This window comes from Myroides sp. TSA_177.3, assembly GCF_052691955.1.
This window is the reverse complement of sequence record NZ_JBQZGD010000014.1, coordinates 82,301-95,992: the sequence shown is the minus strand read 5'-3', so window position 1 is coordinate 95,992 and position 13,692 is coordinate 82,301. Positions and strand designations below refer to the sequence as shown.

The window sequence follows — 13,692 nt, the reverse complement described above, 5'->3', positions numbered from 1 at the left end:
AAGACGTAAGGGCCAATGGCAATTGGCCTTATCGCAAGATACATATCGTATCGCTGAATGCACCACAAAAAAGCAAAGAAGCAAAGAAACAAAAAAACATTCCCATACTTAACAAAAAATCGCAAAACACAATTTTTTTTATTTTTTAAAATTCACGTTTTGTCTTATATTTTATGTATTAGTACAAAAAGAATTTTATATTGTGAATTTTATTAGCTTTGTTTGTGATGTTTAACATATTTTTTATAATTATTGTGTAATATGGAATAATTACAGCTTTTTTTCTCTAAATTATGTCGAAAATGTACTATCTTTGATAAAAAGAAGAAAAATCCATTTATATTGCTATGATTGAGCGTTTAAAAAGTAGGTTGAAGAGGGATATCCCTAGGGGAATTATATTCGTTATCGATATCTTTATTATCCTTTTCACTTATTTTATATCATTACTTTTCTTAAGTAATTTCTATGGTACTTATGATATCGAGCTATTCTATTCTAAGTTACCAATCGTTTTAGGAGCTTATGTCCTTAGTTTTTGGTTAGTAAAACCATATCGTAGTTTAATTCGTCAAACCTCTATTAAGGATATCGAGTTAGTTTTTATTACTTGTTTATTTGCGAGTGTTTTAATTACAATTCCTGCGGCATTGCAACGCAATGGAATTATTGAAGGCGAGCAATTAGATGATTACATCAGACAATCCTATTCATTTATTGTGATGCATATGTTGTTGTCTGCTGCGATTCTTGTTTGTGCTCGTTTGTTCTATAGCCAGTTTTACAGAAGTTATATTTTGGAAGTCCGCAATGAGAAACGCGTGATGATTTACGGTGCTGGTGATTCGGGATTGATTACTTTAAATGCGTTAGCTGCAGATACAAAAGTACGCACACAGATTATTGGGTTCATTGATGATAATGATAGAAAAGTAGGGCAACGTATTGCAGGATATAGAATTTACGGAAGTAAAGACATTACAACTGAATTTGTACAGCATTATCGAATTGATGATATCATTATATCCATTCAGAACATTCAACGCGAACGATTGAATGAGATTGCTGAATACTTAGTTGAATTACCAGTAAAAATTAAGATTATTCCTCCAGCAACCGATTGGTTGAATGGAAAATATACCAATAGACAAATTAAGGAATTGCGTATTGATGACTTATTAGGTCGTAAGGCAATTAATTTAGACAACCCAATTATAGGTAACGAACTAAAAGACAAAGTCGTTATGATTACAGGAGCTGCGGGTTCTATTGGAAGTGAGATTGCAAGACAGGTTGCCTTATTTGATTTCAAGCAACTCATCTTGATTGATCATGCAGAATCTCCTTTGTACGATGTGCAACAATCCATGGTTTCTGCATTTAAAGATCGCATTGTATATATAGTGGGAAATATTCGTGAAGAGGCTAATATGCGTGCCATTTTTGAACAATATCGACCAGAGTTAGTTTATCATGCAGCAGCATATAAACATGTGCCTTTGATGGAGTCTTATCCTTATGAGGCAATTTATACGAATATTAAAGGAACAAAGCACATTGCAGATTTATCTGTTGCTTTTGGTGTACATAAGTTTGTCATGGTTTCTACTGATAAAGCTGTAAACCCAACGAATGTTATGGGAGCTACAAAACGCGCGGCTGAGATTTATGTCTCTAGTTTGAAAGATACAAGTAAAACGAATTTTATTGTGACGCGTTTTGGTAATGTATTAGGATCTAATGGTTCGGTTATTCCTCTTTTTAAGCGTCAGTTAGAAGCAGGTGGGCCTTTAACCGTTACACATCCAGATATCACGCGCTATTTTATGACTATTCCAGAAGCTTGTCAATTGGTTTTGGAAGCTTCAATTATGGGGAATGGCGGTGAGATTTTTGTTTTCGATATGGGAAAATCCATGAAGATTATTGATTTGGCTAAGCGTATGATTCAATTAAGTGGATTGGTTTATCCAGATGATATTGATATTAAAATTACGGGCTTACGTCCTGGAGAAAAGATTTTTGAAGAACTTTTAGCCAATGATGAAAATACTGTGAAGACACATCATGAGAAGATTATGATTGCTCAGGTTAGAGAACAGGATTTAACTGTAGCGAAGTATTCAATCGAAGAACTGTGCCAAGGTGTTTTGGACAAGGAGCGAAAAAAAGATATGATGTATTTAGTTACGACATTGAAACAAATTGTACCAGAGTTTAAATCACAGAACTCGATTTATTCTTCTCTGGATCAGATAGAAGCATAAGGAAAAAGGCTATCCATTCGGATAGCCTTTCTTATTTGTTATTTTTGCCAAAGTTCTATACTTTGGAATTTGATTTCTTTGATTGTGTTTCCTTTTGTGTCACCGATGGGTTTTTCAAAAACAACCCAATACATCATTCTCTTTTTGCTGTCGGGGTTGGTGTATACGCAGCTTAATAAAGGAGATTCGGGATTATTGCCACTTCCATTTTTGTATTTCATGGGTGTTGTACAATACGGACTTAGTTCTTCATAATTGGTATTGTACGCGTAATTTGCGTTGGTATAGTGAACCTGTTTTTTGCTGTCTAGTGTATATTCACTTTTTAGTAAAAATTGAACACCAAAGTACAGTTTGTTGTTTTGTTTTAATTGTTCAACTGTAAATCTACTTTCTTCAGCTGTTGTAAAAGGGATATAGTACATTTTATCTCCATCAAAACCGTCGAAAATACTATAGGAAAGGTTGCCTATCTTTACTTCTTTATTATCAATGGACATGGATTGTAAAAGTTGTTGAATCTTTTCTGCGTTGGGTTGACTCGCTGTCATTTCATACATCAAATCACCTATTTTTTGTCCAAAATTTTGAGTTTGACCGTATGTTGTTATAGAAAGAATAAATAAGGCAAATACGGTGAATACAGGGTGCGAATAATATTTTTTCATTTTTTTTTGTTTAACCTTAAAAATACAATTTTTATGCCAAACAAGTATGTTTTTGCTATTTGTTTTCGTTCCAGTAGTAACTATCAGGGTATAGACGTTCACCAAAAATTGCTGTTCCTACGCGTACAATAGTAGCTCCCTCTGCTATAGCTATTTCTAAATCACCACTCATTCCCATGGATAGTTCTTTCATTTCAACGTTAGGTAAATGCAGCTCCTTTGCTTGTTGTTGTATACTTTTAAGTAATTGGAAGCAAGGACGTATTTGAGCTTCATCTGCACTAAATAAACCAATGGTCATGAGCCCTTTGATGCGCAAGGTATTGAGTTGAGCAACTTCTTGTATAAGTGCTAAAGCGTCTTCAGGAGCAGCTCCAAATTTACTCTCTTCATTTGATGTATTAACTTGAATCAGCACCTCCATTGTTTTATTTTCTAAGGTCAAACGCTGGTGTAGTTTTGTAGCGAGATCCAATCGGTCAATCGAATGAATACACGTCACATCGTATTTTAAGATGTCTTTAATTTTGTTGGTTTGCAAATGGCCGATAAAGTGATTCGTCGGTTTGAGGTCAAGCAGATCGTCGTATTTTTCTTTTATCTCTTGAATTTTATTTTCACCTAGTAAGGTTTGACCAGCCTCAATAGCTAAGCGAATTCTAGCTGCAGGAACGGTTTTTGTAGCCAATAATAATTGAACCTCTTGAGGATCTCTATTGTTAGCTATACATGCCTTTTCAATGCGTTGTAAAATGTACTTGATGTTTTCTTGAATGTGTAACATAGGATATGAATTAAGAGATAAACAAAATTGGCGAAGCCGAAACTCCGCCAACAAACTAGACTTATTTCCACCAATTATAGTAGTTATGCACTCCATCGTATTGAAAATCACATTTCGGATAGAGATTATTACCAATGATGTTCGTTTTTTCAGTTTCGAGCATTAACCCACAAGCATTTGTTTCTTCACACCATTTTTTACTACGGTCAATTAAAGCAACCGACAATCCTTTTCCTCTATGATCAGGATGTACAAATAGGTCACTTAACAACCATTGTTTTTGTAGTTTAATGTAGTGAAAAAGCTTGTACAATTGAACGAAACCAACTGCCTTATTATCAATCATTGCTAAGAAGATATCAGATTCTCCATGGAGTAGGCGCTCTTTGATGAAAGCTGTACTCCCTTGTAAATCCGCTTCTTGTCGATAGAAAATACGGTATAAGTTAAATAATTCCGAAGCTTCTTTTAAATCTTCTAAGCTTGCTTTTTTAATTGTGTAGTTCATCTTTATTTTATTTTACAGGGCAAAAGTATAAGAGATTAGGACTATCTTTGTGGTCCAGATAAGTTATAATTAGTAGTCCAATATGTTGCCATTTGAAAGAATCATTACCATAGATCGAACAAGTAATATTCCTATTTATAGACAGATTGCTATTTCGTTTATCAACGCGATTAGCCAGGGAATCATCAAAGCGAATACGCATTTACCAAGTACACGTGATTTGGCGAAATTACTAGGAGTACATCGTAAAACAATAGTAGCGGCTTATGAAGAATTGGAAGCCCAAGATTGGGTTGTTTCTGTTCCGCGGAAGTATGTTGCTGTTTCTGCAAAGATTCCGCATTTAAAGCCTAAAAAATGGTCAGACGAAGCGGCGAATGAATCATCGTATGGTGCCTTTTTTGATTTGTCTTTTAAGCAAATAACGGCACCTAAATCGAAGTCAACTAAACTATTGCCTGATGTAATTATTGACGATGGTTTTCCAGATGTACGACTTTCTCCTATTGATGATTTACTTAAGATTTACCGTTCGTATACGTCAAAGAAGCACAGTATTCGCAATGCTACTTTTGGCAGTGCACAAGGTAGTTTAAAACTACGGGAGGTCTTGGCGGACTATCTATCTGAGACGAGAGGTTTAAATATTGAAAAAGAGCATCTTTTAATCACACATGGTGCTCAAATGAGTATTTATTTGGCCGCCCAATTATTGCTGACTAAAGGAGATCTTGTTGTGGTTGGAAAACCCAATTATGGCATGGCAACAAAGGTGTTTGAACAAACAGGAGCAACAGTAGTTGAAGTAGGGGTTGATGATTGCGGTTTAGTTGTTGAAGAGGTACAAGCCATTTGTGAGCAGCAATCGATAAAAGCTATTTATGTGATTCCGCATCACCATTATCCTACAACAGTAACCATGAGTATTGAAAGGCGAATTGCATTACTTAAGCTATCTCAACAGTATGCATTTGCTATTATTGAAGATGATTACGATTATGATTATCACTACGCCTCATCTCCTTATTTACCTTTGGCTAGTAGTCCACATAATGGCAATATTATTTATATCGGATCTTTTTCAAAACTTTTAGACCCATCGATTCGCATCGGGTTTATGGTAGCTCCTTTTAATTTTATTGAACAAGGAGTAGCCTTGAGGAAACTAATTGATGTCGGTGTTGATGGCTATATGCAAAATGCATTAGCTGAGTTGATTAAACTCGGAGAGTTGAAACGACATATCAAGAAAGCAAAAAAATGCTATTTTTCTCGAAGGGATTATTTAGACCAGTTGTTGCAGGAGCATTTGCAAGCTCATGTGACCTATGCTTTACCATCAGGAGGAATGGCAATATGGTTGGTGCTAAAGAAACCGCACCTCATAGAGTATTTAATTAACCATCCACAATTAGCCATTAAACGTGCAGTGGTTGAATTAAATGCTTTTCGCTTTGGTTTTGCCTCAATGAATGAAAAGGAACTGGAACAAGCAGTTTTGTTGTTAAAGAAGATTATAGAGGAAAAGAAATAGGACGAATGGGTACAAAATAAAAAAGTTGATTGTCATGTGTGAAACAGGAAGTGCTTCACACATGACGAATCATCTGTTATTATTTAGCAATATCAATTAAGATTTTTACTTCCGAAGGATTTTTGATTAAAGCTTCAAAACCTCGATCGACAATTTCATCTAAACTGATTTTATTGGTAATTAATTTTTCAACTGGCATTTGCCCGCTGCTGATTAATTTCATGGTTTGTGGAAATATATTTCGATACGCAATCACGCCTTTGACTGTAATTTCGCGTAAAACTTGTTGGAGTGCATCATGTTGAACAGGTTGTCCAAATAGAGCAACAAGAACTATAGTTCCACCGTTTCGTACTACATTAAAACCAGTTGTGTAAGAGGCTTGTACACCTGCGCAATCTAAAAATACATGAGGGCCTAATTGATCAGTTACCGCTTTGATTTTTTGGTGTAAATCAGCATCCGTAGCATTAAATACATGGGTTGCGCCAATTTCTTTTGCTTTTTCTAAGCGTTTCTCCGCCACATCAGTTACAATAACAGTACTAGCACCTGCCGCTAAAGCTGCTTGAGTACACAACAGACCAATTGGACCAGCTCCAGAAATGAATACCGTTTCTCCTAACTGTATATTACTTTGCATAACTGCATAAACAGCAACGGCAGCTGGTTCTACCATAGCTCCTTGTTCAAAAGTCATTGAGGTTGGCATTGGATGAACCATGTAATCTTCTACGACAACGTAGTTTGCAAATCCACCATCACCAGCAAGCCCAATAAAGCCAAGGTGTTCACCTAAATTGTATTGCCCTGCTGTTGTAAATGGGCTGTCAAAATTTTTATAGATTGGTTCTACGACTACGCGATCTCCTTTTTTGAAATGCGTAACTCCTTCACCAACTTCTTCAATAATACCCGAAAATTCATGACCTAAAGTCGTTACACCTTGATGACCATTCAGTGGGTAAGGAGCATCCATGGGAATTAATTGAGGTCCGTGGTTATACTCATGCAGGTCAGAACCACAAATCCCAGCGAATTGAACGGCAATTTTAACTTGACCTGCTTTGGGTTGTGGAATATTGACTTCCTCTACACGGATGTCTTTGGCTGCATACCAACGTGCTGCTTTCATTGTTTTCATAGGTAGATTTTTACGTGTTTCTATCAAAGTTAGGAAAAAGGAAGCATACGTTCGGTTACTTAGTAGTTAAACGTATATAAATTAACGAGGTTTAAGAAAAAAGTAGCGGAGAAGAATTTAGGGTAGACCTAGGATATTGGAATCTTTCGTATTCAGCCTTGTTATTTGCGAGAAGACTTCGCAAGATTTAAAGCAAATAGTTGGGCATTTTTTCTTATTTTTGTTTGAATAAAAAAAGTAAGGTATGGCAACAGTTACATTAAAAAATAATCCATTTCACACGGTAGGAGAATTACCAGGTGTGGGTGTAGTAGCTCCTAATTTCGAATTAGTTGGAGTAGATTTAGCAACAAAATCAACAGCGGATTTTGCAGGTAAAAAAGTAGTTTTAAATATTTTTCCTAGCATTGACACGCCTACATGTGCGATGTCTGTTCGTACATTTAATCAACAAGCAGCGCAATTACCGAATACAGTAGTATTGTGTATTTCTAAGGATTTACCTTTTGCTCAAACTCGTTTTTGTGGTGCTGAAGGAATTGACAATGTTGTTATGTTGTCTGATTTTAGAACTGGAGCATTTGGTCAAGCTTATGGAGTTACGTTTGCTGATGGACCTTTAGCAGGTTTATTATCGCGTTCAATTGTTGTAATTAATGAAGAAGGAAAAGTGGTATATACTGAACAAGTTGCTGAAACAGCGAATGAACCAAACTATGAATTAGCTTTAGCTGCCCTATAAGCGGATTAAATTAGCGCATGTAAAAAAAAGATATTTTTAAAGAAAGTAGTGATTTGTTATTTAAAATCGACCACATTTTTTAAAAATATCTTTTACTTTATTACATTAGCGAGCCAAGTATAAAAGCCTATCTTATCAATTGCAATGTATAAATGGAAAGAGAAAATAAATCAACAAAGAAAAAAACAGCCCCGCTTGAGCAGAAAAAATACGATACAGCCATTTTAAAAAATTCGCGTTTTCTGTTTTCTATTTTATTGATTATTATGGGAATATCCCTTACGTTGAGTTTTATTTCGTACTTTATTTCGGGAATAGAAGATCAAAGTAATTTACTCGATGTAGGAAATAGAGAGTTAGAAGTAAATAACTGGTTAGGTAAACTAGGAGCCTATTTGGGCCATGTTTTTATTTATCAAGGGTTTGGGTTAGCTTCTTTTTTCTTTGCTAAATTATTGATACATACAGGAGTCTATGCTTTTTTTGGGATAGCTTCAAAAAGAATTAAAAAAGTTGTTTTTTGGGACCTGACCTCTATGATTTTGTTAGGGAGTTTCTTAGGTTTCTTTTGGCAATCGAATCCTCTTTTAGGAGGAACAGTAGGGTATGAGATTAATTTATACTTAACGGATTACTTAGGAACTGCGGGGGCTATTTTACTGATTAGCTTTATTACGTTGACTTTCCTTTTATTCCGCTATAAATTATCGCCTACTAAAATTAGAGATTTTATAGCAACTATTCCAGCGAAGTTTTCTAAGCTTGCACCCGCTACGAAGTTAGATGATGCATCTTTTGACAAAGAAGTGACTCCAACTCCAGAGGGGAATAAGGCTGCTGCTGTAGTTTCAGCTCAGGATAAAAAAGAACCGATTGTACCCGTAGAAGAGAAGACAAATAATGCGTTACAGCCAGAGGGGGAAATTCGTGCAAAAGAAACACAGCCTTCGGCTTTTTCGATTGACCATAAAAGTATTAAACCTACCATCGGGCATAGTTCTGAATTGAATTTGCCACTTAAAAAAGAAGGTGGCGAGATACAAAAAGAAGAAGAGCCTAAGCTTGTTTCAACAGAGGATTTTGTGATTGAAGCGGCACAGGATGAGGGAACGGTAGAGGAGAATTTAGCGGCTCAGTTGGTACAGGATTTTGGAGAGTTTGATCCTACGTTGGAATTGTCTAACTATCAATTCCCTTCCATTGATTTATTGAAAGATTATGGAACAGGAGGGATTACCATTAATCAAGAAGAACTAGAAGAAAACAAAAATAATATCGTAGAGACTCTGCGAAATTATAAAATAGATATTGCTCAGATTAAAGCAACTGTTGGTCCAACAGTTACCTTATATGAGATTGTACCTGAGGCAGGTGTTCGTATTTCTAAAATTAAAAACTTAGAGGACGATATTGCGTTGTCTTTAGCTGCTTTAGGGATTCGTATTATTGCGCCGATTCCAGGTAGAGGAACAATTGGTATTGAAGTACCGAATACAAGTCCCTCGATTGTTTCGATGCGCAGTGTAATTGCTTCGCCTAAGTTTCAAAGTGCTGAAATGGAATTGCCAGTCGCCTTAGGGAAGACAATTTCCAATGAAACATTTGTGGTCGATTTAGCGAAGATGCCACACTTGCTGATGGCAGGAGCTACAGGACAAGGTAAGTCTGTTGGATTGAATGCGCTATTGGCTTCTTTGTTGTATAAGAAACACCCTGCCGAAGTGAAATTTGTGTTGGTAGATCCGAAGAAAGTAGAGCTGACGTTATTCAATAAAATTGAGCGTCATTATTTAGCAAAATTACCCGATTCGGAAGAGGCAATTATCACAGATAATACGAAGGTTATCAATACCTTGAATTCACTTTGTATTGAAATGGATAACCGTTACAGCTTATTGAAAGATGCAATGGTTCGAAATATTAAGGAGTACAACGAGAAGTTCAAGCAACGACGTTTGAATCCTGAAAATGGACATCGTTTTTTACCTTATATCGTTTTGGTGATTGACGAGTTTGCCGATTTGATTATGACGGCAGGAAAGGATGTTGAGACTCCAATTGCGCGTTTAGCTCAGTTGGCACGTGCGATTGGAATTCACTTGATTATTGCAACACAACGACCATCGGTAAACGTAATTACTGGTATTATTAAGGCAAACTTCCCTGCGCGAATTGCGTTCCGCGTAACGTCAAAGATTGACTCTCGTACGATTTTAGATCAACAAGGAGCAGATCAGCTAATCGGTAGAGGGGATTTATTGTATACCCAAGGGAATGATTTAGTCCGCGTACAATGTGCTTTTGTCGATACACCTGAAGTTGAAAAAATAACAGAATATATTGGAGGGCAAAAAGCGTATCCAGATGCTTATTTATTGCCTGAATATGTAGGAGAAGATGGAGGTGGATCCGCTTTAGATATGGATATTAGTGAGAGAGATTCGCTGTTTAGAGATGCTGCTGAAGTTATTGTCGTTGCACAGCAAGGTTCAGCTTCATTACTGCAACGTAAATTGAAGTTGGGGTATAACCGAGCTGGACGTATTATTGATCAATTGGAAGCCGCTGGAATTGTAGGGCCTTTTGAAGGTAGTAAAGCTCGTAGTGTACTGATTCCAGATATAGTCTCCTTAGAACGCTTCTTTCAAGAAGAACAAAATGACTTATTTAACTAAGAAAACGAAGAGTAAACATGAAAAAAATAGTATGTCTTTTATTGATTTGTAGTACAGCCTTAACGTATGGACAGAGTAGCCAACGCGCTAAAAATTATTTGGATGAAGTAAATAAGAAAATAGCAAGCTATACGACCATTTCTATTGATTTTCACTATGCGCAAATTGATGGGAAATCAGGGGATATTAATCAAGAGACCGATGGGCATATCGATTTAAAAGAGAATTTATATCGCTTGAGTTTTATGGACATGACACGTATTTTTGATGGTAAAAAAATCTATACCATTAGTGATGAAGATAAAGAAGTAACTGTTTCAAAATACGACCCTAAAAAGATTGACAATGCATTGCCTTTACAAATATTGACGTTCTATAAAGAAGGGTATGACTTGCAATGGGATATCTTACAAAATGTAAAAGGCAAAGAAATTCAGTACATTAAATTGATTCCGCTTGATAAAAAATCAGGAATAAAAGAGGTATTGGTAGGGGTTGATCATGCAACAAAGCAGATCTATACTAAAATTCAAGTGAATAAAAATGGTTCGAAGTCCATCTTGACGGTTAAATCTTTTAAAACTAACCAAAGTATGTCGAAAAATCATTTTACCTTTACAAGCGCAGATTATTCAACTTATTACATCAATAACATAGATTAATTCCTCTTCGTGAAAATACTTGATCGCTATATACTAACCTCTTTTGTATCGACGCTGTTTACAGTGTTTATCATTCTTTACTTTATCTTTATTTTACAGGGAATTTGGTTGTTTATTACCGAATTGGCTGGAAAGGATTTAGACTTTTTCATCATTGTACAGTTCTTACTGTTTTATTCGCCTAAGATGATTCCGTTGGTTTTGCCCTTATCGGTTTTATTAGCGTCGATTATGACTTTTGGGAATTTTGCTGAACACTACGAGTTTGCTGCAATGAAAGCATCGGGTATTTCCTTGAAAAGGGCGATGCAACCGTTGTCTATTTTTATTGCTGTATTAGCATTAATATCGTTTTGGTTTGCCAATGATGTTATTCCGAAAGCGGAATATCGTTTCATTAATATGCGAAAGGAAATTTTGCAGACTAAACCAGCGATGGCAATTGCTGCCGGACAGTTTAATGATGTTGGAGCAATTAATATTAAAGTAGATAAGAAAACGGGTGAAAAAGGGCAGTATTTAGAAAATGTAACCATGCATATTAAGTCAGCATCAGGGTACGATAATAAAGCTGTTATTCGTTCAGTTGACGGTGAATTAGCGTCAGATAATGCTTCGAATATTTTGCAATTGCACTTATTTGATGGAAATTATTATGAAGATGTAGTGCCAAAATCTACTGCTCAAATGCGCAAGAAACCTTTTACTAAGGTGGCTTTTGAAAAATATACCATGAATATTGATTTGGGGGCTTTACAAGATGATGGAGCTGAAAGAGAAGAGATTAAGAATACCTACCATATGTTGAATATCAAAGAATTAACCTATACAATTGATTCATTGGAAACGACTTTGGTTAGTGATAGGAACTCCAACATGGAGAATATGTTGCTCCGTTATAATGGTATTTATAATTCATATAATTTCAAGAATAAGGAAACTGCAAAGAATATAGATGCTGCAAAAGATTCCATTAAAGAGAAAGAAGTAGATATAAAAGGAAATGCTTTAGCAAGTTTTTCGGAACCTATGCAAGGAAGGATTTTACAATCGGCTATAGATTATACCAATAATATTGTATTCAACACCGAATCAAATGATGTTGCAACATTGGGACAGATTAAGAAATTAAATGATCACTACTTGGCTTTGTATGAAAAATTTGTCATTGCCTATTCTTGCTTTTTAATGTATTTCATTGGAGCACCTTTGGGAGCAATTATTCGAAAAGGAGGATTGGGATTACCTATTGTATTTGCGGTGATTATCTTTATTATGTATCACTTTGTCAATACATTTGGTAAGAAATTAGCTCAAGAGGACGGGATACAACCTATTATCGGAGCTTGGGCCGGTGCAATGGTACTAACACCATTGGCAATCTTTTTAACGCTAAAAGCAACGCGCGATAATGGGGAAGTGAATTTCTTAGGATTCTTTTCAACAATTGGAGATTTCTTTAAGGGATTGTTCACCAAAAAGCAACCAGTAAAAGAAGAAGAACAAACAGTAGAATAACACACAACAAAAATATATTTATTATGTCAACGAATCATATTCAGTTAAATACGATAGAAGAAGCTATAGAAGATATTAGAGCAGGGAAAGTAATTATTGTCGTGGATGACGAAGATCGTGAGAATGAAGGAGATTTTATAGCTGCAGCGGAGATGGCAACACCAGAGATGATTAATTTCATGGCTACGCATGGACGTGGTTTGATTTGTGCGCCATTAAATGAAAAACGTTGTAAGGAATTAGATTTAAAACCAATGGTTCAAAATAATACGGTACTGCATCAAACGGCTTTTACTGTATCTATTGATTTAATCGGTCATGGTTGTACAACGGGAATTTCAGTACAAGACCGTGCGAAGACTATTTTATCCTTGGTCGATGATACAACAAAACCAGAAGATTTAGGACGCCCAGGACACATTTTTCCTTTGATTGCGAAACAAGGAGGAGTTCTACGTCGTACAGGACATACAGAGGCAGCCGTAGATTTAGCGCGTTTAGCTGGATTTAAATCAGCGGGAATTTTAGTTGAAATCTTAAATGAAGACGGTACGATGGCTCGTTTACCTCAATTGATTGAAGTAGCGAAGAAATGGGACTTGAAAATTATTTCAATCGAAGCTTTGGTAGCTTACCGCATGAAACACGATAGTCTAATTGACAAGAAAGAAGATTTTGAAATCGAAACGCGTTTCGGTAAGTTTAGATTACGTGCTTATCAACAAATTACCAATAAACAAATCCATATTGCCTTGACAAGAGGGGAGTGGAAGGAAGATGATGCTGTTTTAACGCGCATTAATTCGATGATTGGTAGTAATGATATTCTAGATGCTTTAAGTGGTAAATTAGATGTGCGTGTTGAAGCGGCATTTAATAAAATCAACGAAGAAGGAAAAGGAGCGATTTTATTTATCAATCAAGATGCACAAAATATCAGTTTGTTACGTCGATTGAACTTTATCAAGGATCAATTGAATGGAAAATTAGATATGGAAACCCCAAAATTACCAGGAGATGAAAAGGATTTTGGTATTGGAGCTCAAATTTTACATGATTTAGGAATCACCAATATTCGTTTAATGACGAATTCTGAACCTGAAAAACGTGTAGGAATGATTGGGTATGGTCTAGAAATTACAGATTACGTTACGTATTAACTAGCGATATAGTAAGTAGTTGGAAGTATA

Annotated in this window: 11 protein-coding genes; 7 read left to right on the top strand and 4 right to left on the bottom strand. The window is 35.8% G+C overall.

Annotated elements, in window-relative coordinates; all coding sequences use genetic code 11:
* Positions 1 to 347: 347 nt before the first annotated feature.
* A complete protein-coding gene (locus ACUTSE_RS13155) occupies positions 348 to 2,267 on the top strand; it encodes a polysaccharide biosynthesis protein (protein ID WP_445640551.1) in 1,920 nt (639 codons plus the stop codon).
* Between the two features lie 38 nt (positions 2,268 to 2,305).
* Here ACUTSE_RS13155 and ACUTSE_RS13150 read toward each other — a convergent pair whose 3' ends face one another.
* The 3 genes from ACUTSE_RS13150 to ACUTSE_RS13140 form a co-directional block, all read right to left on the bottom strand.
* A complete protein-coding gene (locus ACUTSE_RS13150) occupies positions 2,306 to 2,935 on the bottom strand; it encodes a hypothetical protein (protein WP_445640550.1) in 630 nt (209 codons plus the stop codon).
* A gap of 55 nt (positions 2,936 to 2,990) precedes the next feature.
* Entirely contained in the window at positions 2,991 to 3,719 is a 729-nt protein-coding gene (locus ACUTSE_RS13145; protein ID WP_445640549.1) for a YggS family pyridoxal phosphate-dependent enzyme, read from the bottom strand.
* Between the two features lie 61 nt (positions 3,720 to 3,780).
* Positions 3,781 to 4,227, bottom strand: coding sequence for a GNAT family N-acetyltransferase (locus ACUTSE_RS13140; RefSeq protein WP_259190540.1), 447 nt, complete (start codon positions 4,225 to 4,227; stop codon positions 3,781 to 3,783).
* 82 nt (positions 4,228 to 4,309) lie between these two features.
* On the opposite strand from ACUTSE_RS13140, the gene ACUTSE_RS13135 reads away from it, so the two are divergent.
* Positions 4,310 to 5,761, top strand: coding sequence for an aminotransferase-like domain-containing protein (locus ACUTSE_RS13135; RefSeq protein WP_445640548.1), 1,452 nt, complete (start codon positions 4,310 to 4,312; stop codon positions 5,759 to 5,761).
* 79 nt (positions 5,762 to 5,840) lie between these two features.
* Here the strand turns inward: ACUTSE_RS13135 and ACUTSE_RS13130 are convergent, their stop codons facing one another.
* Positions 5,841 to 6,905 carry a 2,3-butanediol dehydrogenase gene (locus ACUTSE_RS13130; RefSeq protein WP_445640547.1) on the bottom strand — a complete coding sequence of 355 codons (1,065 nt, stop codon included), beginning with the start codon at positions 6,903 to 6,905 and terminating at the stop codon, positions 5,841 to 5,843.
* Between the two features lie 244 nt (positions 6,906 to 7,149).
* On the opposite strand from ACUTSE_RS13130, the gene tpx reads away from it, so the two are divergent.
* The 5 genes from tpx to ribB all read left to right on the top strand — a co-directional run bounded on the left by tpx (position 7,150) and on the right by ribB (position 13,662).
* Positions 7,150 to 7,647: a thiol peroxidase gene (gene tpx / locus ACUTSE_RS13125; protein ID WP_002990753.1), complete on the top strand. Its 498-nt coding sequence runs from the start codon at positions 7,150 to 7,152 to the stop codon at positions 7,645 to 7,647.
* A gap of 152 nt (positions 7,648 to 7,799) precedes the next feature.
* The gene (locus ACUTSE_RS13120) at positions 7,800 to 10,322 is read left to right on the top strand and encodes a DNA translocase FtsK 4TM domain-containing protein (RefSeq protein WP_445640546.1); all 2,523 of its coding nucleotides are present in this window, start codon (positions 7,800 to 7,802) and stop codon (positions 10,320 to 10,322) included.
* Positions 10,323 to 10,339: 17 nt separating this feature from the next.
* Positions 10,340 to 10,984 (top strand): LolA family protein, encoded by a 645-nt coding sequence (locus ACUTSE_RS13115; RefSeq protein ID WP_002990759.1) that lies wholly within the window; start codon positions 10,340 to 10,342, stop codon positions 10,982 to 10,984.
* 9 nt (positions 10,985 to 10,993) lie between these two features.
* Entirely contained in the window at positions 10,994 to 12,502 is a 1,509-nt protein-coding gene (locus ACUTSE_RS13110) for an LptF/LptG family permease (RefSeq protein ID WP_445640545.1), read from the top strand.
* Between the two features lie 23 nt (positions 12,503 to 12,525).
* Positions 12,526 to 13,662: a 3,4-dihydroxy-2-butanone-4-phosphate synthase gene (ribB, locus tag ACUTSE_RS13105; protein ID WP_445640544.1), complete on the top strand. Its 1,137-nt coding sequence runs from the start codon at positions 12,526 to 12,528 to the stop codon at positions 13,660 to 13,662.
* Positions 13,663 to 13,692: the final 30 nt, after the last annotated feature.

Coding starts and splice junctions, on each gene's coding strand:
- tpx (WP_002990753.1), top strand. CDS start 7,150: ATGGCAACAGTTACATTAAAAAATAATCCATTTCACACGGTAGGAGAA.
- ACUTSE_RS13135 (WP_445640548.1), top strand. CDS start 4,310: ATGTTGCCATTTGAAAGAATCATTACCATAGATCGAACAAGTAATATT.
- ACUTSE_RS13140 (WP_259190540.1), bottom strand. CDS start 4,227: ATGAACTACACAATTAAAAAAGCAAGCTTAGAAGATTTAAAAGAAGCT.
- ACUTSE_RS13130 (WP_445640547.1), bottom strand. CDS start 6,905: ATGAAAACAATGAAAGCAGCACGTTGGTATGCAGCCAAAGACATCCGT.
- ACUTSE_RS13150 (WP_445640550.1), bottom strand. CDS start 2,935: ATGAAAAAATATTATTCGCACCCTGTATTCACCGTATTTGCCTTATTT.
- ACUTSE_RS13145 (WP_445640549.1), bottom strand. CDS start 3,719: ATGTTACACATTCAAGAAAACATCAAGTACATTTTACAACGCATTGAA.
- ACUTSE_RS13120 (WP_445640546.1), top strand. CDS start 7,800: ATGGAAAGAGAAAATAAATCAACAAAGAAAAAAACAGCCCCGCTTGAG.
- ACUTSE_RS13115 (WP_002990759.1), top strand. CDS start 10,340: ATGAAAAAAATAGTATGTCTTTTATTGATTTGTAGTACAGCCTTAACG.
- ribB (WP_445640544.1), top strand. CDS start 12,526: ATGTCAACGAATCATATTCAGTTAAATACGATAGAAGAAGCTATAGAA.
- ACUTSE_RS13155 (WP_445640551.1), top strand. CDS start 348: ATGATTGAGCGTTTAAAAAGTAGGTTGAAGAGGGATATCCCTAGGGGA.